Source organism: Cryptosporangium arvum DSM 44712 (genome assembly GCF_000585375.1).
Classification (GTDB): Bacteria; Actinomycetota; Actinomycetes; order Mycobacteriales; family Cryptosporangiaceae; genus Cryptosporangium; species Cryptosporangium arvum.
The window spans coordinates 2,455,129-2,479,713 of the sequence record NZ_KK073874.1; the positions used below are offsets into that span (position 1 = coordinate 2,455,129).

At 71.7% G+C, this 24,585-nt stretch carries 26 protein-coding genes; 16 read left to right on the forward strand and 10 right to left on the reverse strand.

Going from position 1 to position 24,585, the window contains the following annotated elements:
• Positions 1 to 123: 123 nt before the first annotated feature.
• Complete coding sequence (locus tag CRYAR_RS11470; RefSeq protein WP_035850475.1) at positions 124 to 870, reverse strand: TetR/AcrR family transcriptional regulator; 747 nt, start codon at positions 868 to 870, stop codon at positions 124 to 126.
• A gap of 94 nt (positions 871 to 964) precedes the next feature.
• Between CRYAR_RS11470 and CRYAR_RS11475 the strand changes: the two genes are divergently transcribed.
• The 4 genes from CRYAR_RS11475 to CRYAR_RS11490 are packed head-to-tail and all read left to right on the forward strand — an operon-like array spanning position 965 to position 3,838.
• A complete protein-coding gene (locus CRYAR_RS11475; RefSeq protein ID WP_035850478.1) occupies positions 965 to 1,717 on the forward strand; it encodes a maleate cis-trans isomerase family protein in 753 nt (250 codons plus the stop codon).
• 11 nt (positions 1,718 to 1,728) lie between these two features.
• Positions 1,729 to 2,370 carry a VOC family protein gene (locus CRYAR_RS11480; protein WP_157017592.1) on the forward strand — a complete coding sequence of 214 codons (642 nt, stop codon included), beginning with the start codon at positions 1,729 to 1,731 and terminating at the stop codon, positions 2,368 to 2,370.
• Entirely contained in the window at positions 2,367 to 2,615 is a 249-nt protein-coding gene (locus CRYAR_RS11485; RefSeq protein WP_035850479.1) for a hypothetical protein, read from the forward strand. Before CRYAR_RS11480 ends, CRYAR_RS11485 begins: the two co-directional genes overlap by 4 nt.
• The gene (locus CRYAR_RS11490; RefSeq protein WP_035850480.1) at positions 2,612 to 3,838 is read left to right on the forward strand and encodes an alpha/beta hydrolase family protein; all 1,227 of its coding nucleotides are present in this window, start codon (positions 2,612 to 2,614) and stop codon (positions 3,836 to 3,838) included. Before CRYAR_RS11485 ends, CRYAR_RS11490 begins: the two co-directional genes overlap by 4 nt.
• A 370-nt stretch (positions 3,839 to 4,208) precedes the next feature.
• Here the strand turns inward: CRYAR_RS11490 and CRYAR_RS11495 are convergent, their stop codons facing one another.
• Together CRYAR_RS11495 and CRYAR_RS11500 are read right to left on the reverse strand one after the other, a co-directional pair.
• On the reverse strand, positions 4,209 to 4,649 hold the full coding sequence (locus CRYAR_RS11495; protein WP_035850481.1) for a MaoC/PaaZ C-terminal domain-containing protein: 441 nt from the start codon (positions 4,647 to 4,649) through the stop codon (positions 4,209 to 4,211).
• Between the two features lie 20 nt (positions 4,650 to 4,669).
• Positions 4,670 to 6,208 (reverse strand): FAD-dependent monooxygenase, encoded by a 1,539-nt coding sequence (locus CRYAR_RS11500; RefSeq protein WP_035850486.1) that lies wholly within the window; start codon positions 6,206 to 6,208, stop codon positions 4,670 to 4,672.
• A 102-nt stretch (positions 6,209 to 6,310) separates the two neighbouring features.
• On the opposite strand from CRYAR_RS11500, the gene CRYAR_RS11505 reads away from it, so the two are divergent.
• Complete coding sequence (locus tag CRYAR_RS11505) at positions 6,311 to 7,936, forward strand: (2,3-dihydroxybenzoyl)adenylate synthase (protein WP_035850487.1); 1,626 nt, start codon at positions 6,311 to 6,313, stop codon at positions 7,934 to 7,936.
• A gap of 155 nt (positions 7,937 to 8,091) precedes the next feature.
• Here CRYAR_RS11505 and CRYAR_RS11510 read toward each other — a convergent pair whose 3' ends face one another.
• Positions 8,092 to 9,015: an alpha/beta hydrolase gene (locus tag CRYAR_RS11510; RefSeq protein ID WP_035850489.1), complete on the reverse strand. Its 924-nt coding sequence runs from the start codon at positions 9,013 to 9,015 to the stop codon at positions 8,092 to 8,094.
• A gap of 36 nt (positions 9,016 to 9,051) precedes the next feature.
• On the opposite strand from CRYAR_RS11510, the gene CRYAR_RS11515 reads away from it, so the two are divergent.
• The 6 genes from CRYAR_RS11515 (at position 9,052) to CRYAR_RS11540 (ending at position 14,397) form a co-directional block, all read left to right on the forward strand.
• Entirely contained in the window at positions 9,052 to 9,429 is a 378-nt protein-coding gene (locus tag CRYAR_RS11515; protein ID WP_035850491.1) for a MerR family transcriptional regulator, read from the forward strand.
• A gap of 64 nt (positions 9,430 to 9,493) precedes the next feature.
• Positions 9,494 to 10,018: a SigE family RNA polymerase sigma factor gene (locus CRYAR_RS11520; protein WP_051570041.1), complete on the forward strand. Its 525-nt coding sequence runs from the start codon at positions 9,494 to 9,496 to the stop codon at positions 10,016 to 10,018.
• Positions 10,011 to 11,252 (forward strand): hypothetical protein, encoded by a 1,242-nt coding sequence (locus tag CRYAR_RS11525; RefSeq protein WP_035850493.1) that lies wholly within the window; start codon positions 10,011 to 10,013, stop codon positions 11,250 to 11,252. The genes CRYAR_RS11520 and CRYAR_RS11525 overlap by 8 nt, the downstream gene beginning before the upstream one ends.
• A gap of 94 nt (positions 11,253 to 11,346) precedes the next feature.
• Positions 11,347 to 12,525, forward strand: a complete 1,179-nt coding sequence (locus CRYAR_RS11530) for a fumarylacetoacetate hydrolase family protein (RefSeq protein ID WP_035850494.1) — start codon at positions 11,347 to 11,349, stop codon at positions 12,523 to 12,525.
• Positions 12,522 to 13,943 carry an aldehyde dehydrogenase (NADP(+)) gene (locus tag CRYAR_RS11535; RefSeq protein WP_035850496.1) on the forward strand — a complete coding sequence of 474 codons (1,422 nt, stop codon included), beginning with the start codon at positions 12,522 to 12,524 and terminating at the stop codon, positions 13,941 to 13,943. The genes CRYAR_RS11530 and CRYAR_RS11535 overlap by 4 nt, the downstream gene beginning before the upstream one ends.
• A gap of 4 nt (positions 13,944 to 13,947) precedes the next feature.
• Positions 13,948 to 14,397 carry a nuclear transport factor 2 family protein gene (locus CRYAR_RS11540; protein WP_035850498.1) on the forward strand — a complete coding sequence of 150 codons (450 nt, stop codon included), beginning with the start codon at positions 13,948 to 13,950 and terminating at the stop codon, positions 14,395 to 14,397.
• Here the strand turns inward: CRYAR_RS11540 and CRYAR_RS11545 are convergent.
• From CRYAR_RS11545 to CRYAR_RS11555, 3 genes are read right to left on the reverse strand one after another with little or no spacing between them, the layout of a single operon-like run.
• Positions 14,348 to 15,862 carry a tripartite tricarboxylate transporter permease gene (locus CRYAR_RS11545; protein ID WP_051572014.1) on the reverse strand — a complete coding sequence of 505 codons (1,515 nt, stop codon included), beginning with the start codon at positions 15,860 to 15,862 and terminating at the stop codon, positions 14,348 to 14,350. The two genes, CRYAR_RS11540 and CRYAR_RS11545, sit on opposite strands and share 50 nt — an antisense overlap.
• Entirely contained in the window at positions 15,862 to 16,395 is a 534-nt protein-coding gene (locus tag CRYAR_RS11550) for a tripartite tricarboxylate transporter TctB family protein (protein WP_035850500.1), read from the reverse strand. Before CRYAR_RS11550 ends, CRYAR_RS11545 begins: the two co-directional genes overlap by 1 nt.
• Positions 16,392 to 17,393 (reverse strand): Bug family tripartite tricarboxylate transporter substrate binding protein, encoded by a 1,002-nt coding sequence (locus CRYAR_RS11555; RefSeq protein WP_051570042.1) that lies wholly within the window; start codon positions 17,391 to 17,393, stop codon positions 16,392 to 16,394. Before CRYAR_RS11555 ends, CRYAR_RS11550 begins: the two co-directional genes overlap by 4 nt.
• Before the next feature lie 98 nt (positions 17,394 to 17,491).
• On the opposite strand from CRYAR_RS11555, the gene CRYAR_RS11560 reads away from it, so the two are divergent.
• Both CRYAR_RS11560 and CRYAR_RS11565 read left to right on the forward strand, forming a co-directional pair.
• Positions 17,492 to 19,129 (forward strand): sensor histidine kinase, encoded by a 1,638-nt coding sequence (locus CRYAR_RS11560; RefSeq protein WP_035861818.1) that lies wholly within the window; start codon positions 17,492 to 17,494, stop codon positions 19,127 to 19,129.
• Positions 19,126 to 19,794, forward strand: a complete 669-nt coding sequence (locus CRYAR_RS11565) for a response regulator (RefSeq protein ID WP_035850505.1) — start codon at positions 19,126 to 19,128, stop codon at positions 19,792 to 19,794. Before CRYAR_RS11560 ends, CRYAR_RS11565 begins: the two co-directional genes overlap by 4 nt.
• Here the strand turns inward: CRYAR_RS11565 and CRYAR_RS11570 are convergent.
• A complete protein-coding gene (locus tag CRYAR_RS11570; RefSeq protein WP_035850508.1) occupies positions 19,776 to 20,468 on the reverse strand; it encodes a TetR/AcrR family transcriptional regulator in 693 nt (230 codons plus the stop codon). The two genes, CRYAR_RS11565 and CRYAR_RS11570, sit on opposite strands and share 19 nt — an antisense overlap.
• 93 nt (positions 20,469 to 20,561) lie before the next feature.
• Here CRYAR_RS11570 and CRYAR_RS11575 point away from each other — a divergent pair, with 93 nt between their 5' ends.
• Positions 20,562 to 21,986 carry an MFS transporter gene (locus tag CRYAR_RS11575; protein WP_035850511.1) on the forward strand — a complete coding sequence of 475 codons (1,425 nt, stop codon included), beginning with the start codon at positions 20,562 to 20,564 and terminating at the stop codon, positions 21,984 to 21,986.
• A gap of 14 nt (positions 21,987 to 22,000) precedes the next feature.
• Here CRYAR_RS11575 and CRYAR_RS11580 read toward each other — a convergent pair whose 3' ends face one another.
• Together CRYAR_RS11580 and CRYAR_RS48555 are read right to left on the reverse strand one after the other, a co-directional pair.
• Positions 22,001 to 22,432 carry an MEKHLA domain-containing protein gene (locus CRYAR_RS11580; protein ID WP_035850513.1) on the reverse strand — a complete coding sequence of 144 codons (432 nt, stop codon included), beginning with the start codon at positions 22,430 to 22,432 and terminating at the stop codon, positions 22,001 to 22,003.
• A gap of 4 nt (positions 22,433 to 22,436) precedes the next feature.
• The gene (locus CRYAR_RS48555; protein WP_035850515.1) at positions 22,437 to 22,649 is read right to left on the reverse strand and encodes a hypothetical protein; all 213 of its coding nucleotides are present in this window, start codon (positions 22,647 to 22,649) and stop codon (positions 22,437 to 22,439) included.
• Positions 22,650 to 22,708: 59 nt separating this feature from the next.
• Here CRYAR_RS48555 and CRYAR_RS11590 point away from each other — a divergent pair, with 59 nt between their 5' ends.
• Both CRYAR_RS11590 and CRYAR_RS11595 read left to right on the forward strand, forming a co-directional pair.
• On the forward strand, positions 22,709 to 23,383 hold the full coding sequence (locus tag CRYAR_RS11590; protein ID WP_035850516.1) for a TetR/AcrR family transcriptional regulator: 675 nt from the start codon (positions 22,709 to 22,711) through the stop codon (positions 23,381 to 23,383).
• Between the two features lie 62 nt (positions 23,384 to 23,445).
• Positions 23,446 to 24,546 carry an FAD-dependent oxidoreductase gene (locus tag CRYAR_RS11595; RefSeq protein ID WP_035850517.1) on the forward strand — a complete coding sequence of 367 codons (1,101 nt, stop codon included), beginning with the start codon at positions 23,446 to 23,448 and terminating at the stop codon, positions 24,544 to 24,546.
• The last annotated feature ends 39 nt before the right edge of the window (positions 24,547 to 24,585 follow it).

Below are 24,585 nucleotides of genomic sequence, written 5' to 3' on the forward strand. Positions count from 1 at the left end.
AGCAACCGCTGACGCCGCCGTCAATAGGTCGACGCAGGTGTAAATATTGCTGCTGGGTGGGGTGGTGGACGCATGCGTATGCCCCCCGGAGTGGTACTCCGGGGGTGGGGACGTGCCGCGGTGCTAGAGGAGCCGTTCGAGGCGGTCGAGGTCTTCCCGAACCGCGGACAGGGCTTCGGCGGTCGACTGGGGTGCGCGCCCGTCGTCGCGGCCGCGGAGGCCGGCGACCGCCATGTCGGCGAGCTCGTCGCACACCTTCACCAGGTCGTCACGGCCGCCGGGGCGGTACCACCACGCCACCCAGTTCGCCATGCCCAGGGCGCCGAGGGCGGCGACCCGCGGATCCACGGTGCGGAACACCCCGCTGTGCACACCCTCCTCGATCACGCCCGCGATCGATTTGAGCACCGAGCGGCGTCCGGCCTCGTGCGTGGTGGCGATCTCCACCGGCAGATCGGCCTCGGACCGGACCAGCAGCCGGAACCGGTCGGCGTGCTCGCCCTGCCGCCGGGCGGTGCTCGCGACGATCGAGTGGAGCTTCTCGGCCGGCCCGGTGTCGGTGCGCTCGGCCTCCGCCGCGATGTCGGTCGCCGCGTCCTGGGTGATCTCGGCGACCAGCTTGGCCAGCAACTCTTCCTTGCTGCTGACGTAGTGGTAGAGCGCCGGGCGGGTGAGGCCGACGGCGTCGGCGATGTCCTGGAAGTTGGTGCCGGCGAAGCCCCGCTCGGCGAAGAGCCGGGTGGCGTGGACGTAGATCTCCTGCTCGATCAGCCCCCGGCGGGTGTTCGTGCGGGCCTCGGCGGCCTTGAGGACGGTTCGGCGTGCGCGCTTCGCGGGCAGCTTCGCGGGGTCGCCCTGACTTCCGGTCATGAACGGTCACGTTATCAATTCGTCGGCCGTGTCCAACGCGGCGGTGCTGACGCAAGCGTTGACTTTTCGTCGGGCGCGTTGAAAAATCGTGTCCATGAAGCATGTGCGTGTAGGGCTCGTCGTCCCCAGCTCGAACGTCACCGTCGAGACCGAGATGCCGGCGGTACTCAGCCGTCACCCGGCCGCGACGTTCTCGTTCCACGCGAGCCGGATGCGGATGGCCCGCGTCTCCCCGGAAGGTCTCGCCGCGATGAACGCGCAGCGGGAGCGATGCGTCCTCGAGCTCGGCGACGCGGGCACCGACGTATTGCTCTACGCCTGCCTGGTCGCATTGATGGCCGCCGGGACGGGGGAGCACCAGCGCGTCGAAGGGCTGGTCGCCGAGCAGCTGGCGACCGGCGGTGCCGACACGCTCGTCCGGTCGAGCGCCGGTGCGCTCACCGAGGGGTTGCGTGCGCTCGGCGCCCGCCGCATCGCGCTGGTCACGCCGTACCTGCGTTCACTGGCCGAGAAGGTCGTCAGGTATCTGGAGGCCGAGGGTTTCGAGGTCGCCGACTGGCGTGCGCTCGAGGTCGAGGACAACGTCGCGGTCGGCTGCATCCCCGGTGACCGGGTGATGGACGCCGCGCGCTCCCTCGACCTCACCGGTGTCGACGCCCTGGTGATCTCCGCGTGCGTGCAGATGCCGTCGCTGGGGCTGATCGACGCGGCGGAGAAGGAGTTCGGGTTGCCGGTCCTGTCGGCCGCCACCGCCGGTGCCTACAGCATCCTGCGCGCCACCGATCTGCCGGTGGCGATCTCCGGCGCCGGTTCGCTGCTCCGCGCCGATGTCCCCGTCCCGGCCTGAGAGAGGTCCTCGTGGAACACCTCGTTCGCGGCGTCGATCACGCCGCTTTCCCGACGTTCGATCCGGCCGGCACGGTCAAGTTCTATCGCGACACCCTCGGCTTCCCGGTCGTGCACTCGATCTGTGCGGCCGGCTGGGGGCCGGAGGCCCACCCGGACTTCATCCACTTCTTCTTCGACATCGGCGGCGGGGACAGGCTCGCGTTCTTCTACTACTTCGGTCTCCCCGCGCCCGACACCAGCGGAGGCCAGGGCGATGTGTACGCCCGCTTCGGCGACGACACCCCGCTGTTCTTCGTGCGCTCCCGCCACCTGGCACTGCACGTCGACTCCGAGAAGCACCTGCTCGAGTACCGCCGACGGCTCGATGCCAGTGAGTGGCCGGTCGAGATGCAGATCCAGCACGAGACGATCGAGTCGATCTACACCCACGACCCGAACGGCTACATGGTCGAGATCACCCGCGCGATGCGCCCGGTGACGCCCCAGGAGGACCTCGACGCCAACCTGACGATCGACGCGCTCGTCGACGTCGTCGCGCGGCCGGGAGCCGGGATGGATGATCTGCTGGTGCGCAAGGCCGAACTGATCGTCGAGCGGGCCGCGCAGTGGCAGGAACAGCACGCCGCCCCGGAAGGGCCGGTGCGCTCATGACGAATCGGCTGTTCGTGCTCGACGTCCCGGAGAACATCCCGGTCGTGGCCGTCGCTGAGGCTTTGCCCCAGGTCACGATCGACCGGGTGGGGCCGTACTTCGTACTCGAGTCCGATACGCCGATCTCGATCGATCGGCGGAGCACCGGCGTGCGGCACGCGGTCTGGTACAGCTGCGTCGCCGGCCTGGCGGGCTGGCGGATCGCCCAGTGGGACAAGGACGCGCTCCGGACGGAAGACCGGTGACCCGGGGCCTCGGTGCCGGGCGGTACGCCGATCCGGTCCTCGCCGCGGACGCCCCCACCTCGGTGCACGAGCTCACCACCGTCGACGGCGCGCACGTCACCGGAGTGCTGAGGGTGCCGCCGGGCGCGCGGACCGTCGTGACGCTCATGCACCCGCGCCAGGACGTCACACACCACGCGCTCGTGCCTCACGTGCTCGCGTCCGGCCGCGCCGTCTGGACGCAGGGGTCACGCTCGCCGAACAACGACCTGAATCTGCTGCACGAACAGGCTGTTCTCGACTTCGCGGCCGGCCAGGTGTTCCTGCGTGAACGCGGGTTCGAACAGATCGTCACCCTCGGGCACTCCGGTGGTGCCACCCTGGCGGCGTTCTACTGCCAGCAGGCGGCGCTCGCTCCGGGTCAGCGTCTCGCGACCGCGCCGTCCGGCCGCCCGGTCGCGCTGAACGACGCGACGATGCCGCTACCCGACGGCGCCGTGTTCCTCGCGCCGCACCCCGGGCAGGGCGCCCTGCTCCAGAGGGTCATCGATCCCTCGGTCGTGGACGAGAACGACCCACTCGCCGTCGATCCCTCGCTGGATCCGTTCGCGGTAGCCAACGGCTTCCGCGAGGCACCCGTGTCGGCGGAGTACGAGCCGGAGTTCATCGCGCGCTACCGCGCGGCGCAGGCGGCTCGGGTGCGACGGATCGATGCCGCCGCTGCGGCCCTCGTCGCTGAAGGCCGGGCCGCCAACCGCGCGTTCAAGCGCTCGGGCGACGCGGGGGAGCGGCGCCGTGCTCTGGCGCCGCGAATCGTCACGGTGCACCGCACCGACGCCGACCTGCGCAATGTCGACCTCTCGATCGATCCGAACGCCCGCCCGTACGGCTCGCTGTTCGGCCGTCGGCCCGATCTCACCAACTTCGGGTTGGTCGGGTTCGGCCGGATGTCCACCGCCGAGGCGTGGATGTCGACGTGGAGCACCACCACCACGAACGCGGACTTCCTACGGTGCGCACCCGGCGTCACGGTGCCGACGCTGCTGCTGGAATTCACCGGCGACCAGGCGTCGTTCCCGTCCGACATCGCGGCGTTCGCGACGGCGCTCGGTGCCTCTGACCTCACCGTCGATGCGGTCCCGGGCACCCACTTCGGCCGCGAGCTGACCGCTGGCGCCCCGTCAGGCAACGAACTCGCCTCCGCGGTGATCCACCAGTGGCTGGCCGCCCGCTTCCCCGCCTGACCGCGCTCCTCCCCACAATGACCCCGTACTGCCCGCAGTGCCCGCGCCGCGCCGGCTCGGCCTCGGTGGCGCACGGCATCAGCGTCGCTGCGCGCACTTGCTCGGCTTGGCGAGGTCCGCGGTCTCTCGCGAAGCGACCACGTGCTGATCGGCCGGCCTGACCCGGGGGCCGAGTCGGACCGCGTGGGCGGCGGGCACGAGTACCGGAGCAGGTGCTCCACCGGCTTCCTCACGCCCAGAGGCTGGGCTGCTTCGAGTGGGCTGGGCTGCTTCGATTGGGCCGGGCTGCTTCGAGTGGGCCGGCGCAGTCTCCCCGTGCGATGAGGGCCGGGCCTTCGGGCGCGGGTGGTCTGCCGGTTCTCGGGTCCGCTTAGGCGGAGCGGCGGAGGTACATCTCGAAGACAGCGTCCAGGACCGGGCGGCGGTCGGACCCTACGAGCCGGCCGCGGACAGCCACCAGGGCTCGCTCCGGACCGCGAGGGGTGACCTCTTCGACCACCAACGAGCCGGTCAACGTCGAACCGTCGGTCACCGGAGCGGTCAGTTCGATCGAGCGGATCCGCCGCCCGGCGATGACGTCCCAATGCTGGTAGGCACCGAGCACCGCGAGGCGCTGCAACACCCCGAGCGTGTGCAACCCGCTCGCGATCACCTCGCCGAAATAGCTCTCGGCTGCGGCGGACGGGTCGACGTGGAAGCTCTGCGGATCCCACTGCCGGGCGAACTCCACGATCTCGTCCGCCGTGACGGTGTAGCTCCCGAGATCGATCTCGAGCCCGACCACGAGGTCCTCGGCCCGGAGCAGCGCCACCCCGCCTCCTCCGCCTCGAATCAGTCGATCAAGTCGACCCGGTCAACGCGCCCGCTCACGAGCGCCGCGGCCGCGAACTCGGACCAGCGCCGGTTGACCCGAGCAACCACGACGCTAGCAGTCTCCCGGCGGACACGTTCTCCCACGTCGAACAGCGTGAGGACCGCCTCCCGGTCATCATCGGCGACCAGCACGACCGGTCCCGAGGAGCCTCGGACGCGCGCGAACAACGCCTCGGCGGCCGGGCCCCACGCATCGGCACATCCCACGTGCAGCGGAGCGTTGTCCGGTGCGCTGCCGGCCGCGTCGGCGGTGGTGGGCACGCCTGCGGTGGTGGGTATGGCTGTGGAGCGGGCCCTCGGGTGGCGGCTCAGTACCCACGGGGCTCGATCGGAGTCGGGGACGTCGGCGGGGTCGCAACCGGCGTACTGCGCCAACCCGGCTCGCACGACGTCGGGGGCGAGTGCGCCGAACCGGTCGAGCGTGACCTTCCCGGCGCGCGTCATGTAGGCGATCAGCAACTCCTCGACCGGTAGGTCGAGCCGGTCGGGAAAGGACTCCCACCAGCGCATGCTGCGGTGCGCGGTGGCCTGCAGGTGCTCGACGGCGGGCCGGCGCTCCTGCTCGAACTGCCGCAGCGCGACCGGGAGGTCGTCGGCCTCGTCGAGCGCGCGGACCAGCGCGATGCCGTCTTCCATCGCGAGCTTCGTGCCGGACCCGATCGAATAGTGCGCGGTGTGCACCGCGTCGCCGAGGAGGACGACGTTGCCGTCGTGCCAACGGGCGCACGTGACCGTGCGGAACCGCAGCCAGCGGGTGCGGTTGCCGATGAGCGGATGGCCCTGCAACTCGTCGTGGAACGCCTTCGCGAGGTAGCCGAGAGAGTGCTCGTCGCTGGCGTCGAGCGCCGTCTGCTCGGTGGAGACGTCGAAGCCGGCGCGGCGCCAGGTGTCTTCGTCGGTCTCGACCAGGAACGTGCTGCGGTCGGCCCGGTAGGGGTAGGCGTGCGCGACGAACGTGCCGAACTCGGTGGTGACCGGCCGGAACACGGCGCTGGGCAGCGCGAAGTCGGTGCCGGCCCACAGGTACAGACCGCGGTGGGTGGAGATCTCCGGACCGAACCCGGCCGTGCGGGTCGCGCTGTTGACGCCGTCGGCGGCGATGACGAGGTCGGCGTCGAGATCGGCGGCCGACACGCGGGCCCCGGAGTGGATCCGCACGCCGGCCGCCTCGGCGTGCCGCCGGAGGATGTCGAGCAGGGTGGACCGGCCGATCGCGATCAGGTTGCCGACCGGCAGCGTCACTTTCCGGTCGCCGACGGCCATCGCCATGTCGTGCGCCCAGGCGTTGTCGACGATCTCGGCGAAGCTGGCCGGGTCGGCGGCGTCGAGGTTGCGCTGCGTACGGGTCGCGAGCCCGACGCCGAAGCCGAACGTCTGGCCGGGGGGACTCTGCTCGTAGACCTCGACCGAACACCCCGGACGGCTCAGCTTCAGGAGCCTGGCGACGTACAGACCGCCGGGGCCTCCGCCGAGTACGGCGACGGATCGCAGGTTCACGGCGACTCCTTGTCGGACGACTGATCCGACATCACTGTAAGTCCGTTCGACGTTTGCGTCAATCTTTTGACATCAGCGTTCGACAACGCTAAGTTGGGGACCATGAGCAGCACCGATGAGCTGGTTCGATACCCCGCCGAGGTCGGCGCGCGCTATCGAGCCGCGGGCGCGTGGGGCACACGGTCGCTCGCCGCGGAGTTCCGGGCCGTCGCGGACCGCGTTCCCGATCGGGAGGCCGTCGTGGCCCCCGACGGCCGGCTCTCGTATCGCGAACTCGACGAGCGGGCCGATCGGCTGGCGCTCGGTCTCGCCGAGCTGGGCCTGCGGCCGGGCGGCCGGGTCGTGCTGCAGATCGGCAACCGGCTGATGTCCGTCGTGGCTTGGTACGGCTTGCTCAAGGCCGGTCTGGTGCCGATCTGCTCGCTTCCGGCTCATCGCGAGCACGAGATCTCCGGCGTCAACCGGAAGACGGGCGCGGTGGCGCACCTGGTCGAGGCGGGCGGCCGGTTCGACCTGGTGGAGTTCGCGCGGCGGCAGCGCATCGGCGTGCCGCTGACGATCGGCGCGGCGGACGGGCCCAACCGCCTCGAAGACCTCATCGACCGCTCGGACCCCGCGGCCGCCCGAGCGGCGGTCGACCGGATCCAGGCCGAGATCCACCCCGACGACGTCGCGGTCTTCCAGCTCTCCGGCGGCACCACCGGCGTCCCGAAGATCATCCCGCGTCTGCACGCCGAGTACTGGTACAACGCACGGGCCTACGCGGAGGCGTCCGGGTGGGACGAAACCACCCGCAACGGTCACCTCATCCCCGTCATCCACAACGCGGGCATTGTGTGCGGGGTCCACGCACCGCACAGCGTGGGCGGCTGCACCCTGCTGACCTCGCCGGCGCTCGACCAGGCGCTGCCGATGCTGGCCGCCGAAGGGGTCACCGACGTCCTGTTCGGCCACGGCCACTACGGCGCGGTCGGCCACCCGGTCTTCCCACGGCTCGTGCCGAGCTTGCGGCGCGTCGTGCTCTCCGGTGCGAAGGTGCCGCTGCCGCTGTTCGAAGCCCTCGAAGCACACGGGCTGTGGGCCGGTCAGCTGTTCGGCATGGGGGAGGGGTTCTTCGCGCTCAGCAGTGCCGAGGCCCCGCGCGAGGCCCGCCTCACCACGGTCGGCACGCCGATCTCGCCCCTCGACGAGTTCCGGGTGCTCGACCCCTCCTCCGAGGACGAGGTTCCCGACGGTGAGGTGGGTGAACTCGCCTGCCGAGGGCCGTACACGCTGCGCGGTTACTTCGACGCACCTGACGTCAACAAGGTCGCATTCACCTCCGACGGTTTCTACCGCACCGGGGATCTAGTCGCCGTGCGGACGTTCGGTCGTGAACGTGCCCTGTCGGTGGAGGGACGGATCAAGGACGTCATCAACCGGGGTGGAGAGAAGATCAGCGCCGAGGAGGTGGAGGTGCTGCTGTTGCGGCACCCGGGGATCCGGGAAGCGGCGATCGTCGCGATGCCCGACGAGCGTCTCGGTGAGCGGGCCTGCGCCTACTTGGTGCCCACCGAGGGCCGGCTGACGCTGCCGGATCTGCAGGAGCACCTCGCCGCCCTCGGTGTGGCGAAGTTCAAGTGGCCCGAGCGGCTCGAATGGGTTCCGGCACTGCCGAAAACGGCGGTGGGCAAGCTCGACAAGAAACTCCTCCACCGCCAGATCGCGGCGAAACTACTCGAGAGCTAGCCCGGCCCGGCCCCAGAGCTACGGCCGGCCCGAGAGCTACGGCCGGCCCGAGAGCGACGGCCGGCCCGAGAGCGACGGCCGGCCCGCGAGCAATGGCCGGCCCGTTCGAGAGCCAGACCAGGCCCGCCCGACAGAACGAACCGCGACCACCCAACTCACCGAGCAACGGCACCGGACAACCCCGCTCGCACCGCCGCGGACACCTCGGCGAGGGCCGCGGCTGAATCGTCGAACGGATGCCGGAGAAATTCATGGATCATGCCGTCGTAGCGCGAAACCCGCACCGGCACCCCGGCCGCGGCCAACCGCTCGCCGTACAGCTCACCCTCGTCCCGGAGCGCGTCGTACTCCGCCGTGAGGATGAACGCCGGCGGCAACCCGCGAAGATCCTCCTCCAACACCGGCGACACTAGCGGATCGAGCTTGTCCTCCTCCCCGCGCAGATAATGATCCATGAACCACGACTGAGCCTCCCGGCTGACGTTGCCGTACTTCCCGGCGAACCGGGTGATCGAGTAGTTCGTGCGCCGGAAGTCCAGATCCGGATAGATCAGCAGCTGGAACGCGATGGGCAGCACACCCCGGGCCTTCAGCGTCACCACCGCGGCGAGGTTGCCGCCCGCGCTGTCGCCGGCCACCGCGAGCCGGGCCGGGTCGACGTCGAGTTCGCGGGCGTTGGTGGCGACCCACCGGGTCGCGGCGAAGCCCGCCTCGATCGCGGCCGGGAACCGGTGCTCGGGTGCGAGGGGATAGTCGACCGACACGACGACGCAGCCGGACCCGGTGGTCAGGGCGCGGGCGAGGCCGTCGTGGGAGTCGAGGTCGCCGAGCACGTAACCGCCGCCGTGGAAGAACACCACGACCGGGAGCGGGCCCGGACCGGCCGGGCGGTAGATCCGCACCGGGGTGCCGTCCGCCGTCACCCGGTCGCTGACGTCGGCGACGGGCTCCGCCGGGAGTGTCGACGCCAAGCGACGCGCACCGGCCCGCGCCTGCTCCGGTGTCACGGTGTGCAGACCGGCGAACCCGATACCGGCGAGCCGATCGAGATGATCCTGAACCTGTGGGTGCAAGGGCATGCCCCCACCCTCTGACTTGAACTACGCTTCAAGTCAATGACCAAAATGGATATCGCCGAAGTCGCCGCGAGCACCGGGCTGACCGCGTCGGCGCTGCGGTTCTACGAGCGGCAAGGGCTGATCGAGTCGAGCGGGCGCAACGGGCTGCGTCGCACGTTCGATCCCGGTGTGCTCGACCGGATCACGTTCATCGGCTGTGCCCGCGCGGCCGGTTTCACGCTGGCCCAGATCGGTCGCTTCCTCGTCGCGACGCCCGGCGACGACGAGTTGCGCGCACGGATGGCCGAGAAGGCGCGCGAGCTCGAACAGGACATCGACCGGCTGACCCGGATGCGCGACAGCCTGCGCCACGCCGCCACCTGTACCCACGCGCCCCTGGTGGAGTGTCCGGAGTTCAAATCCCGGATGACGTAGTGCAACAGTTCGTCGGCTCCCGTGCGTCCCGGTTGTGAACTCACGGGGAACGGGGACGGTGCCGATGGGCCGCGCGGCCGACGACGAAGCGTTCGAAGCCTTCGTCAACCAACGCAGCCGGGCGCTCCTGCGGTACGGCTTCCTGCTGGCCGGGGATCCCCACACCGCCGCCGACCTGGTGCAGGAAGCGCTGCTGCGCCTCCGGGACGCCTGGGAACACGGCCGCGGCCAGGAGCATCCCGACGCCTACGTCCGCACCACGATGTACCGGCTCCACATCAGCTGGTGGCGCCGGCTGCGCCGCGAACACGTCAGCGAACGGGTCCCGGACACCGCGGTGATCGACCCGGGTCTGCGCCGGGTCGAGGACGACACCGGCCTCTGGCCGGCCTTACGGACGCTCGGCCGGCGGCAGCGTGCCGTGCTCGTCCTGCGCTACTACGAAGGCCTGGACGACGACCGGATAGCCGAGTTGCTCGGCATCAGCAGGGTCACCGTCCGCACCCAGGCGATGCGCGGTCTGCGCACCCTGCGCGAGCAGCTGACCGAAGAAACCGTCCCCACCGGCCCGAGGAGGAATCGTGGCTGAGACCGTCGAGGCCGCCCTCGCCCGGTCGCTGGACCGGGCCGCCGAGGCCGCCCCCGAACCCGCGCCGGACCTGGCCGCCGCGCTGACCCGCCGCTACCACCAGCGCACGTCCCGGCGATCGAGCGGGCGCAGCCGGCTGATCGTCGTCGCGGCCGCGTTCGCCGTGGTGGTGGTGCTCGCGACCGCGATCACCGCGGTACGGACGATCCGTGATCAGCACCCACCGACCACCGTGGCCGACGCCCGGGCGCTGGCCTTCCTCGGGCCGGCGGCTCCGGTGGTGGAGCGCGCCGACTACCCCGACGGCGCGGCGATCGACCAGGTCTGGCCCACGGCGTGGGGCGAGGTGTCCGGCACGCCCCCGATCGCCCGGTTCCTGCCCGGCGGCCGGGTGCTGACCGCGGGCCCGGAGAGCCCGATCGTGTCCCTGGACGCCACGACCGGCGCGAAGCGAGCGATCAGCCCGGCCGGTCAGTCGTACTTCGCGATCGGCGAACCGGCGAACGCCGGCGCCGAGAAATGGATCGTCTGGGCGGTCCTGGCGGCGGGCGGACGAGCGGAGATCTGGCGGGCCCCGGTCGACGGGGGCGCGGCGGCCCGCGTCACGACGCTGGAGCCGATCACGAACGTCCGGCCGACCGAGCTCCGCCTGACGGTCGTCGACGACGTCGTGCTGATCGACCCGTATCCCGGCGTGACCGGACGCGGCAACGTCGGCGTGCTTTGGGTGCCGCTCGACGGCAGTTCCGCGCCGGCTCTCATCCCCGGCTCCCACGACTACCGGTACCTGCAGTGGCCGTGGTTCGGGTCGACCGCGGTCATGAACAACTCGACGATCTGGAACGCCGTCACCGGCGAACGGCTGACCACCCCGCTGAACTGGGAGTCGATGAGCTGCTCGAGGTCGTGGTGCGTCGGGCGCGAACAGAACGTCGTCCTCGTCGGCAGGCACGACGGTTCCGACGTGCGCAAGCTCGCGCTCGCCGCCGGCCGGAGCACCTACCGGATCGTCGCCGACCGCTTCGTGGTGGGCACCTTCGCCGCCAACGGCGGGTCGATGTACGACCTGGTCGCGCGCAAATATCTGACGCTGCCCCCGGCGGCCCGGTCGGAGCAGTGGGAGACCGCCCAGCTCAGCGGCGCGACCAGCACCAACCCGTTCTACGTCTGGACGGTGACCGCGCCCGGGCGGCCGACCTCGCTGCGCGTCCTCCAGGTGGGGAAGATGCGGTAGCCCGGCCCCCGAACGCGGTGCTGGACCGGCGCGGGATGATTGTCACGACGATCGCGGCCGAGCCGCCCGCCGCCGTCATTCACCGGAGGTAACGATGAACTGGCCTCCCACGGCCGCACTGCCCGCCGACGCCGACGCGGCCACGCTGGTCGGGCGGGTGTGGCGGCCGGGCCTCGGTCCGTCCGTCGTGGCCGTCCGCGGCGGGGAGCTGGTCGACGTCACCGGCGCGTTCCCGACCGTCCGGGAGCTCACCGAGAGCCCGGATCCGGCCACGGCGCTGGCCGACGCACCGGGCGAACCTCTCGGCCCGCTCGCGGAGATCCTCGCGAACACCCCGCCGGAGACCCGGGACGCCACCCGGCCGCACCTGCTCGCCCCGGTCGACCTCCACGTCGTCAAGGCCGCCGGCGTCACGTTCGCCGCCTCCATGCTCGAGCGGGTGATCGAGGAACGGGTCCGCGGCGACGCCGGTGCCGCCGCCGACGCCCGTGCCGACATCCACGCGCTCATCGGCACCACCACGCCCCGGCCCGGCTCGCCGGAGGCCGCGAAGCTGCGTGAGGTGCTCGTCGCCGAGGGCCGCTGGAGCCAGTACCTCGAGGTGGGCCTCGGCCCCGACGCCGAGATCTTCACCAAGGCGCCGGTGCTGGCCGCGGTCGGCACCGCCGTCGACGCCGGGGTGCGCCGCGACTCCACCTGGAACAACCCGGAGCCCGAGGTCGTGATCGTCGTCTCGTCGGCCGGCGCGGTCGTCGGCGCCACGTTGGGCAACGACGTCAACCTGCGTGACGTCGAAGGGCGTTCGGCATTGCTGTTGCCGCAGGCCAAGGACAACAACGCCTCGGCGGCGCTCGGCCCGTTCCTGCGTCTGTTCGACGCCGGCTTCGGGCTCGACGACGTCCGCGTCGCGACCGTGACGCTCACCGTCGACGGCGAGGACGGCTACCACCTCGACGGCGAGTCCTCGATGGCCGAGATCAGCCGCGACCCGGCCGAGCTCGCCGCCCAGCTGATGCGCAGCCACTGCTACCCCGACGGCGCCGTGCTGTACCTCGGCACGATGTTCGCGCCCACGGCCGACCGGCACACGCCCGGGCTCGGGTTCACCCACGACGAGGGCGACGTGGTGACGGTCGCGTCGCCCCGGCTGGGCACGCTGACCAACCGCATCCGCCCCGCCGACGCCTGCGAACCGTGGACGTTCGGGCTCGCGGACCTGATGCGGAGCCTGCGAGAGCGATACGTCCGGGAAGCACCTGAGGAGCGTTCATGAGCACCGTAGAGGCACTGACGTCGGCGGCCGCGGCGGCGGCGCCCGAGCTGGACGCGCTGGGGCGCGCCGGGCGGGCCCGGCTGTTGCGCGCGGCGGCCGACGAGATCGAGACCCGGCGGGACGCGCTGATCGCGACCGCCGCGCGCGAGACGCACCTGGGCGAGGCGCGGCTCAACGGTGAGGTGACGCGCACCGCGTACCAGCTGCGCGTGTTCGCCGACGTCCTCGACGAGGGCTCCTACCTCGAGGCCACGATCGACCACGCCGGCGACACCCCGATGGGCCCCGGCCCCGACCTGCGCCGCCTCCTGGTGCCGCTCGGCCCGGTCGCGGTGTTCGGGGCCTCGAACTTCCCGCTGGCGTTCTCGGTGCCGGGCGGCGACACGGCCTCGGCGCTCGCGGCCGGGTGCCCGGTCGTCCTGAAGGCCCACGAGTCGCACCCCGACACGTCGGTGTCGGCATTCGAGGCGCTGCAGGCGGCGGTGGCGGCCGTGGGCGCCCCGGCCGGGACCGTCGGGCTGGTCCACGGCCGCGAAGCGGGCGCGGAGCTCGTCACCGACCCGCGGATCACCGCGGTCGGCTTCACCGGCTCGCTCGGCGGTGGGCAGGCCCTCCGCGCGCTGATCGAGACGCGCCCGGAGCCGATCCCGTTCTACGGCGAGCTCGCCAGCCTCAACCCGCTCGTCGTGACCCCGGCCGCGGCCGCGGCCCGCGCCGAGTCGATCGCCGACGGGCTGGTCGCCGCGGTCACCGGCTCGCTCGGCCAGCTCTGCACGAAGCCGGGCCTGATCTTCGTCCCCGCCGACCCGGGAGGCGACGCGCTCGTCGCCCGGATGGCCGCCGCGCTCGCCGAGGTCCCGGCCGGGCCGCTGCTCAACGACCGGGTCGCGGAGGGCTTCGCCACGATCGGCACCGCGCTGCGCTCCCGGCCCGGGGTCGCCACCGCCGCCACCGGAACGGGGGAGGGCGCCCTCCCGGCGCTCCTCACCGTCGAGGCCACGCACTTCACCGCCGACCTGGCCGAGGAGTGCTTCGGCCCGCTCGCGCTGCTCGTGCGCTACGAGTCGGAGAAGGAGCTCGTCGAGGTGCTCTCGACGCTTCCCGGCTCGCTGACCGGCACGATCCACTCGGCCGACGGCGACGACCTGGCCCCGCTGCTGGCCGTGCTGCGGCCGCGCGCCGGGCGCCTGCTGTTCGACGCCTACCCGACCGGCGTCCTGGTCGCCTGGGCGCAGACGCACGGCGGCCCGTGGCCGTCGACGAACACCGTGCACACCTCGGTGGGCCCGACCGCGATCCGCCGTTTCCTGCGTCCGCTGACGTGGCAGAACGCGCCCGAGCACGTGCTGCCGGAGGAACTGCGCGACGGCTTCCGGGGCATTCCGCGCCGGGTGGACGGCGTGTTGCGGATAGGTTGAGGGGGTGCGCCCGCCCCTGCCGCCGTTCACCGCCGAGACCGCCGCCACCAAGGTCCAGGCGGCCGAGGACGCCTGGAACACCCGCGATCCCGAGCGGGTGTCCCTCGCTTACACCGAGGACTCGGTCTGGCGGAACCGGGACACGTTCCTCACCGGCCGGGCGGCGATCGTCGAGTTCCTCACCGCGAAATGGGAGCGGGAACTCGACTACGCCCTGCGCAAGTCACTGTGGGCGTTCGCTGGGAACCGGATCGCGGTGCGCTTCCAGTACGAGTGCCGCGACTCCTCGGGGCAGTGGTGGCGCAGCTACGGCAACGAGAACTGGGAATTCGACGAGCAGGGCCTGATGCGCCGCCGCGAGGCGAGCATCAACGACCTGCGCATCACCGAGGACGAGCGGCGCATCATCGGTCCGCGTGCTCCCGGTGACGAGTCCGAACTGCCGTTGCAGTGAGGCGTCGCAGCACCGGCCAGAGCAGGATCACCGCGATCGTCACGTAGATCACGTACGACAGCGCGCCGCCGAGCAGACCGGACGGGTCACCGCCGGAGAGCTGGAGCGCCATCCGGCCCTGCCGTTCGGCGATCGGGCCGAGGATCACCCCGACGATGAGCGGCAGGACCGGCAGCCCGAACCGGCGCATCCCGAAGCCGATCAGGCCGAGCACCAGCAGCAGGAGCAGGTCGAACGGCTGGGCGTTGACCGCGTACGCCCCCATCGAGGCGAAGAACAGGATCCCGGCGTACAGGTACGGGCGGGGCACGCGCAGCAGTTTGGCCCAGAGCGGGGCGAGCGGCAGGTTGAGCACCAGGAGCATCAGGTTGCCGATGAACAGGCTCGCGATCAGCGTCCAGACCAGCGACGACTCGCGTTCCAGCAGCAGCGGGCCGGGCTGGATGCCGTAGCTGGTGAGCGCGGCGATCATGACCGCGGCGGTGGCGTTGGTGGGCAGGCCCAGCGCGAGCAGCGGCACCAGCGTGCCGGCGGCCGACGCGTTGTTCGCGGCCTCCGGGCCGGCGACGCCCTCGATCGCGCCCCGGCCGAACTCCTCCGGGTGCCGGCTGAGCCGTTTCTCCAGTGTGTACGAGAGATAGGTCGGGATCTCGGCGCCGCCGGCCGGCATGACGCCGAACGGGAACCCCAGCCCGGTGCCGCGTAACCAGGGACGCCACGAGCGGCGCCAGTCCTCGCGGCCCAGCCACGGCCGACCGACCGGGATGACCTGCCCGATCGTGTGACGCAGGTGCGCGGCCACCCAGAGCGTCTCGCCGACCGCGAAGATACCGACGGCGACGACGATGACGTCGATGCCGTCGGCCAGCTGCGCCAGGTCGAGCGTCAGCCGCTGCTGCCCGGTGACCCGGTCGATCCCGATCAGCCCGATCGTGAGGCCGAGCAGCAGCGCGGCGAAGCCCCGGATCCGGGACGCGCCGAGCACCGCGCTGACCGCGATGAAGCCCAGCAGCATGATCGCCAGGTAGTCGGGCGCGCCGAGGCTGACCGCGAACGTGACCATCAGCGGGGTCACCAGCACCAGCAGCAGCGTGCCGATCGTGCCCGCGACGAACGAGCCGATCGCCGCGGTGGCCAGGGCCTGGGCCGCGCGGCCGGCCTTGGCCATCTTGTTGCCCTCGATCGCGGTGACCACCGACGACGACTCGCCCGGCGTGTTCAGCAGGATCGACGTCGTGGAACCGCCGTACATACCGCCGTAGAGGATGCCGGCGAACATGATGAACGCCTGTGTCGGCTCCAGCCCGTAGGTCAGCGGGAGCAGGAGCGCGACCGTCATGGCCGGTCCGATGCCGGGCAGGACGCCGACCGCGGTGCCCACCGTCACGCCCAGGAGCGCGAACAGCAGGTTCAGCGGCGTCACGACGCCGGCGAATCCGTCGAGCAGGCTGCTCAGATCGTCGATCACAGGATTCCCTGCAGTATCCCGGCGGGCAGGGCGACGCCCAGCCCGATCGCGAACCCGTAGAACGTGGCCAGCGCGAGCGTGACCGCGACCGCCAGCGACACCAGGTGCCGGCGCGCGCCGAGAGCGAACGCGGTGCCCCAGAACAGCAGGGAGCCGCTGATCACCCAGCCCAGCGGTTCGATCAGCACGGCGTTGAGAGCGAACGCGGCGAGCACCAGCACGACCGTCCGCCAGTCGATGGGCGAGCCCGGGTCGACGTCCTCGCCGCCCTCCGGCTCGCCCCGGCCGCCGCGGGCCACGTCGATCGCGTAGAGCACGGCGACGATCAGCAGCAGCACTCCGATCAGGATCGGCACCGGCCGGGGCCCGATCGGGTCGTTGCTGTTCGTCGCCGGATCGGTGCGTGCGGCGTCGATCAGCACGAGGACGCCGACGACGGCGAGGAAGGCGCACACCCCGTACTGGGCGCGGTCGGGCCGTTCCTCGGCCGGCGCCGCGGGCTCGGCGGGCGCCGCGGGCTCCGTGCTCACGTCAGGCCGAGGCTGGTCAGGATGTCGGCGACGGCCTTGTCCTGCTCGGTGAGGAACGTCGCGAACTCGGTCCCGGTCGCGAACGCGTCGGTCCAGCCGTGTTTGGCCAGCTCCGCCTTCCAGGCGTCGGTGCCGTGCATCCGGGTCAGCACGTCGATCCACCGCTGCTTGTCCGCATCGGAGATCCCGGGGGGTGCCACGATGCCCCGCCAGTTGGTGAAGACCAGGTCGATGCCCGACTCCTTCAGCGTCGGCGCGTCCTTCACCATGTCGAGACGGCTCTCGCTGGTCACCGCGAGCACGCGGACCTGACCGGCCTCGATCTGGTCGAGGAACTCGCCGACCCCGCTGGCTCCGAACGCGATCTTGCTGCCCAGCAACGCCGGGAGCAGTTCGCCGCCACCGTCGTAGGAGACGTAGTTGACCTGCCGCGGGTCGATACCGACGGCTTTCGCCAGCTGCATCGGCAGCAGGTGGTCCGGGCCGCCGGGCGAGGAACCGCCGCCGACCGCGATCTTCTTCGGGTTCGCCTTCCACGCGGCGACCAGGTCGTCGATCGTGCGGTACGGCGAGTTCTTGGGCACGACGATGGCGCCCGACTCCTCGATCAGCTTCGCGATCGGCGTCGTCTCGGTCAGCTTCGCCGGCGACTTCTGGGTGTAGGACGAGCCGACCACACCCAGGCCCATCTGCATGACCAGGTCGCCGTTGCCCTTCTCGTTGACGATGCGCTGCAGCCCGACCACCCCGCCGGCGCCGGAGAGGTTGAAGACCTCGACCCCGACGGCGATCCGGCTGTCCTCCATGACCTTCGCGAGGGTCCGCGCGGTCGTGTCGTAGCCGCCGCCGGGGCTGTTCGGCACCAGGATCCGCAGGCCGCTGACGGGTTTCCCGGACGTCCCGCCCGCGCCGTCCCGGTCGGCGGTCGCGCCGCACGCGGTCGTGGCCAGCAGGGTCATCGCGGCGAACGCGGCCAGCACCCTAGGCGTTCTTTTCATCGCGATTTCTCTTTCGTTTCGGGAGCGTCCGACGCGATGATGATGAGCCCCACCGATGCCGTCATTGCGTTGTGTAACCAGTGGAGGTTTTATTCATTGTGGTCGTGACGTCGCGGCGTTCCACGCTCGCGGGCCAGCTCCTGGCGCTCCAGCTCGTCGTCATCGTCGTGGTGCTGGTCGCCATCGCCGCGCTGTCGGTGGCGCAGTCCGCGGCCACGTTCGACCGGGTCGAGGGCCGGCGGGTCGCGGCACTGGCCGAGCAGCTCGCCGACAACCCGCTGGTGCGCACGCAACTCGGAGAGCCGGCGCCGGGCGAGACGCTGGCGCCGCTGGTGCAGACGATCCGGACCCAGTCCGGCGTCACCTCGGTCACGATCGCCGACGCGGACGGGATCGTGGTGAGTTCGACCGATCCGCTGCTGACGCGGGGGCGGTTGCCGCTGGGCAGCGCCGGGGTCGCCGACGGCCGGAGCTGGTCGGGCGAGCTGCGGCTCAACGGCTCCCTGGAACTGGTCGCGCAGGTGCCGGTGCTGGGCGCCGAACCGCAGAACCTCGGCCGGCAGCTCGGCGTCGTGGTGATCGGCGAGGCCTCGCCCACCCTGCAGCAGCGGGCCCTGGACGCGTCGTCGCACCTGGCGATCTACCTCGGGCTGGCCAGCGTCGTCGGGCTGCTCGGCTCCTGGTTGCTCGCCCGGCGCATCAAACGCCAGACGCTCGGGCTCGAGCCCCGCGAGATCGCCGGGCTGGCCGAACACCGCGAGGCGATGCTCTACGGCATCGCCGAGGGCGTCATCGCGCTCGATCCCCACGACCGCGTCACGCTCGTCAACGCGGTCGGTCTGCGCCTGCTCGACCTGCCGGAGGAGTGCGTCGGCGCGACGCTCACCGAGCTGGGCGTCGAGGGACGGCTGGGGGAGGTGCTCACCGGCGGCGCGCGCGACGAGGTCGTGCTGCGTCGCGGCCGCGTGCTGGTGCTGAACCGGATGAGCGTCACCAAGGACGGGCGTCGGCTCGGCTCGGTGACCACGCTGCGTGACCGCACTGAGCTCGCCCAGCTGGAGCGGGAGATGGGCTCGTTCCGCAGTTCGACGGAGTTGTTACGGGCGCAGGCCCACGAGTTCGCGAACCAGCTGCACACGATCTCGGGGCTCATCCAGATCGGCGAGTACGACGAGGTGGTGCAGTACGTCGAAGCGCTGGCGGACCACCGCGAGTCGCTGGACCTGACGCTGACCAGCCGGATCCACGACACCGCGGTCGCGGCGCTGCTGATGGCGAAGTCCGCGCAGGCGGCCGAGCGCCGGGTCCGGCTGCGCGTCTCTGAACGCACCGGGCTGGGCCGCCTCGAGGCCGAGGACGCCGCCGACATCGCCACCGTGGTGGGCAACCTCGTCGACAACGCGCTCGACGCCGCCGCGGTAGCCGACGCCGGGGACGACGCCTGGGTCGAGGTCGAGCTGCGTCACGACACCTCGACGGTGGAGATCGTCGTGCGTGACTCCGGTCCGGGGATCGCGCCCGAGCTCGCCCAGGAGGTCTTCACCCGGGGGTTCACCACGAAGGCCGCCGAGGGCGGCGAGCGGGGGATCGGCCTGGCCCTCACCCGGCTCGTCTGCAAGCGCCACGGCGGTGAGGTGTCGGTCGCGAACACCCCCGACGGCGCGATGTTCGTCGCTCGTCTGACCGTCGGGCGCCCGATGGAACCGGTCGACGCCCGCGAGCGCGTGGACGCATGATCACCGTGCTCGTCGTCGACGACGACTTCCGGGTGGCCCGGATCCACTGTGGTTTCGTGGAGCAGGTCGCGGGCTTCGCCGTGGTCGGTGTCGCGCACACCGGCCGCGAGGCCCTCGACGCGGTCGCGGCCCTGCGTCCCGATCTGGTGCTGCTCGACCTCTACCTGCCGGACGTCTTCGGCCTCGACGTGCTGGCCGAGTTGCGCACGTCGGCCCACGACTGCGACGTCCTCGTCATCTCCGCGGCCCGGGAAGCCGACGCCGTGCGCGGGGCCGTCCGCAACGGGATCGTCAACTACCTGCTCAAACCCTTCGGCTTCGACGATCTGCGCCGCCGGCTGCAGCAGTACGCCGCCCAGCGGGCCGGCCTCTACGCGACCGAGCTGGAGAACCAGGCCGACATCGACCGCGCGCTCTCGCAGGCCGCGCGCTCGGCGACGCAGGCGCTCCCCAAAGGACTGAGCGCGGAGACGGCCGCGCTCGTCGAGCGGACCGTGCGCGCCGCCGCCGTGACGCTGTCGGCCGCCGAGTGCGCGGACCGGGCCGGCATCTCCCGGGTCAGCGCCCGCCGCTACCTCGAGTTCCTCCGCGACACCGGCCGGGTCACGGTCACGCTTCGGTACGCACAGGGCCGCCCCGAACGACGCTACCGCTGGTCGGACTGACCCGGCTGCACCCCGCGCACACCCTCGATGAACAGGTCCAGGCCGAGCTCGAAGTAGGCCGGCTCGTTTCCGCAGTCGGTGAACGCGTCGGCCGAGGCCACCATGTTCGGGAACCGGTCCGGTGACAGCGCCTGCAGCGACGCCCGCTTCAGCCGGATGTGGTCCTCGCGCGCGGCCGGGTCCTCGCCGACCATCAGCCCCGGCTCCTGGGTCACCAGCGCCACGATCGTCTGCAGCGCGTGGCCGGAGAGCTGGGCCGACTGCTCGGGCGTGAACCCCGCGCCGCGCAGCAGGCCGAGGGCGCGCTCGGCCAGCTGCAGGCCCGGCTCGGAGAGCAGGAACCTCGTCTTCACCAGGTCGGCGACGGCCGGGTGGGCGCGCAACACGGTGAGCAGCTCGGACAACAGGTGACGCAACTGCTCGTGCCAGGGCCCGCCGGACCCGGCCGGCAGCGTCACGTCGGAGAGCACCTTCTCGGCGATGCCGTCGAGCAGCCGGTCCTTGTCCTTGAAGTGCCAGTACAACGCCATCGGCGTGACGCCCTGGTCCTGGGCCAGCCGGCGGATGGTCACCGCCTCGAGCCCTTCGGCGCCGGCGAGCGCGATCGCGCAGTCGACGATCCGCTCCCGCGTGAGCCGCTCCTTGACCGCCGCATCCGCCCGTTTTCTCGCCACGATTGACAACTATACGGCGTACATGTTTCGCTCTCAACCGTTCCTATACGACGTACATGTACGTCGTACGTGAGTAGACGAGGCGAATCAGCTATGCGACGTAGTCCGTGGGCCACCCTGGTGGTCCTGGCCCTGGCCCAGTTCATGGTGGTGTTGGACGTCACGATCGTGAACGTCGCGCTCCCCGACATCCAGGCCGACCTGGCCTTCACCCCCGACAACCTGCAGTGGGTGATCAGCGCGTACACGCTGGTCTTCGGCGGTTTCCTGTTACTCGGCGGGCGGGCCGCGGACCTGCTCGGCCGGCGGCGCCTCTTCGTCGCCGGGCTCGCGCTGTTCGGCGTCACCTCGTTGGTCGGTGGGCTCGCGCAGTCCCAGGAGGTGCTGATCGGCGTCCGCGCGCTGCAGGGTCTCGGCGGGGCGCTGCTCTCACCGGCCGCGCTGTCGATCCTCACGGTCACCTTCGCCCACGGCCGGGAACGCAACATCGCGCTCGGCATCTGGGGTGGCCTGGCCGGTCTCGGCGGCACCCTCGGCGTGATCGCCGGTGGGGTGCTCGTCGACAGCGCGGGCTGGGAGTGGGTGTTCTTCGTCAACGTGCCGATCGCGGCCGCGCTGGTGCTCGTCACGCCGGCGATCATCAGCGAGAGCCGGGTGCGGACCGGCGGGCCGCGGACGTTCGACGCCGCCGGCGCCGTGCTCGCGACCGGCGGTGTGCTGGCGCTGATCTACGGTGTGATCCGGGCCGAGCCGCTCGGCTGGAGCGCCGGTGAGGTCGTCGGCTCGCTGGTGGCGGCCGTCGTCCTGCTGGCCGCGTTCATCGTCGTCGAGCGCCGCTCCGCCGCACCGCTGGTGCCGATGCGGCTGTTCCGCTCCCGCGGGCTGAGCACCGCCACCGCCGCGCTGGCGCTCAACGGCGCCGCGTTCCTGGCGATGTTCTTCCTGACCGCGATCTTCCTGCAACAGGTGCGCGGCCTGTCGGCGCTCGAGACCGGGTTGCAGTTCCTGCCGATGGGCATCGCCGCGATCGTGGCCGCGGTCGGCGCCTCCCAGCTGGTGGCGCGGGTCGGCACCCGGCCGGTGATGTTCGTCGGCGCCGGGATCAGCGTCGCCGGGCTCTGGTTGCTCTCCCAGGTCGACGCCCGGGGCGACTACGCCACCGACCTGCTGCCCGGGTTGATCCTGTTCGGCGTCGGGATCATGGCGGTCGGTACGGCGGCGCAGATCGCGGCCGTCGCCGACGTGCGCCACGACGAGGCCGGCGCCGCGTCCGGCGTCGTCTCCTCCGGGTACCAGGTCGGTGGTGCGCTCGGGCTGGCGATCATCACCACACTGTCCACGTCGCACGTCACCGATCTGGTCTCGTCCGGTACCGCACCGGCGCAGGCGCTGGTGGAGGGCTTCCACCGCGGGCTGCTGGTGGCGGCCGTCTTCGCCGGCGTCAACCTGGTGATCGCGCTGGCGTCGCCGCAGCTCACCCCGGACGCCGAGCAGCTGGCCGAAGCTGTGGCGGTCTGACCGCGGGCCGCTCGCTACCCGTCCGACCAGCGGCGGATCAGAGCGGCCTGCCCCACCCGCTCGGAGCCGGGCGTGATCAGGTTCCAGACCGTCACGTCGTCGATCCAGAAGCGACGGCCCGACTTCGTGACGCGCGGCCCGCGGTAGTCGTCGGTGTAACCCTGGCGCCGCACCGCGTCCAGGAGCGCGGCCCGGGCGTTCCGGTCCTCCTCGCCGGCCGACAGCCGCGACGGCAGGCCGACGAACTCGTCCCAGCCGTACTCGAAGTGCTCCTGCGCGGTGCGGTTGGCGTACACGAAGACCGGGTCGGGCGAGGTGTCGTGGGCCAGCAGGCCGAACGGTGCGTCGTACAGCCACGCGGCCACGTCGGACACCTCGTCCGGCACCAGCCTGCCGCCCACAAGCGTGGCGTAACTGCTGGTGAGCAGTTCGGCTAAGTTGTCCATCCGGTCAGTGTCCCGGGCGGTCGATCCGTTCGAGCCAGCGGTCCAGCGGTGCGGTCTCGACCGGTTCGAGCGCCCCGGTCCCGGCCGGCGCCGGCCGCGCACGCAACTGGCGCGCCGCGGCCCGGCGGGCGTACCGCGCGAACCCGGCGTCGGCGAAGCGCGTCGAGCAGGCCGCGTTCGTCGCCGAAGAGCCGGTAGCGCACCGGCTGGGTGACACCGGCCTCCTCGCTGGGTCAACGGCCAGGTCGTGCGCGCTGACCCCTTGACGGAACGAACATGTTCGTTACGATCATGTTCATGCCACCGCGGAGGACACCCGTCAGCCGTCGCGACCGACCGGCCAAGCCGCCGCTCAGTCGCGACGGCGTGGTGGCGGTCGCGCTGGGCATCCTGCGCGAGGAAGGCCTGGAGCGGGTGACGATGCGGCGGCTGGCCGCGGAGCTCGACACCGGGCCGGCCTCGCTGTACGTCTACGTCCAGAACATGGCCGAACTGCACGGCGCCCTGCTCGACGCGTTGCTGGCCGACTTCCCGCTGACCGCGTCCGACCCGGTCGACCTGCTCGTCGACTACACGACGCTGCTCCTGGAGTACCCGAGCCTGGCGCGCTCGGTGCTCACGCTCTGGCCCTCCGGGCCCAACTACCTGCGTGTCATCGACGCACTGCTCGGCCGGTTGGCCGCGGCCGGCATCGCGCCGCGACCGGCCGCGTGGGGCGTCGACATCCTGCTCCAGCACGCCACCGCGAGCGCGGCCGAACACGGCACGCGTCGGGAATCGCCGGTGGCCGACGGTGAGTGGGAGGGGCTGCGTGCCGCGGTCCGGGACGCGCCGGACGCGACCTACCCGCACATCGCCGCGCACCGGGACGCACTGGTGTCCGGTGCGGGTGAACAGCGGCTGCGCTGGGCGTTCGCCGCGCTGGTGAACGGAATCGCCGCGACCGGGTGACGGTCGTGTGCCCATCACGAACATGTTCGTCACGAACACGTTCTTCAGATCGAGGAGAAATCATGCACATCGCGATCGTCGGAGCAGGTCTCGGTGGCCTCACGCTGGCCCGGGTCCTGCACGTCAACGGCATCGACGCCACCATCTACGAACTGGAGGCGTCCGCCGAGGCCCGCACCCAGGGCGGAATGCTGGACATCCACGAGGAGGACGGCCAGCGAGCCCTGCGCGACGCCGGCCTGCACGAGCGGTTCCGGGCCCGGGTGCACGGGGGCGGCGAGGCGACCCGGGTGCTCGACCGGCACAACACCGTGCGGCTCGACGAGCCCGACGACGGGCAGGGTGGCCGGCCCGAGATCGACCGCGGGCACCTGCGCCGGCTGCTGCTGGATTCGCTGCCCGAGGGCACGATCCGGTGGGGGAGCAAGCTGGTCGGGGCGGCACCGCTCGGGGACGGGCGCCACGAGCTGACGTTCGCGGACGGATCCACGGTGGTCAGCGACCTGCTCGTCGGTGCGGACGGCGCCTGGTCACGGATCCGGCCGCTGGTGTCGGCCGCGGCCCCGGCCTACACCGGGATCTCGTTCGCCGAGGTGGACCTGCTCGACGCCGACCGTCGTCACCCCGGCCCGGCCGCGGTCGTCGGCGGCGGAATGCTGTTCGCGCTCGGCCCCGACCGGGGGTTCCTCGCGCACCGGGAGGCCGACGGAAGCCTGCACGTCTACGTGGCGCTGCGGAAGCCGGCCGACTGGATCCGCGGAGCCGACCGGGCCGCGCTGCTGGACGAGTTCGCCGGGTGGGCGCCGGAGCTGCGGACACTGATCGCCGAGGCCGACGGTCCGATCACCCCGCGGACGATCCACGCGCTGCCGATCGGTCACCGGTGGGACCGGGTTCCCGGGGTCACGCTCATCGGTGACGCGGCGCACCTGATGTCCCCGTTCGCCGGCGCGGGCGCGAACCTCGCGATGTTCGACGGGTCGGAGCTGGCGCGGGCGATCGTCGCGAACCCCGGTGACGTCGAGGCCGCGCTCGCCGCCTACGAGGAGCCGATGTTCGTCCGCAGCGCGGAGATCGCCGCGGAGGCCGCCGGAACGCTGGAGATCTGTTTCCGCGCGGACGCTCCGCAGGGCCTGCTGGACCTGTTCGCCGGAGTGCAGTGACCTACTACAGTGCCACTATGACTAGGCCAAAAGCATGAT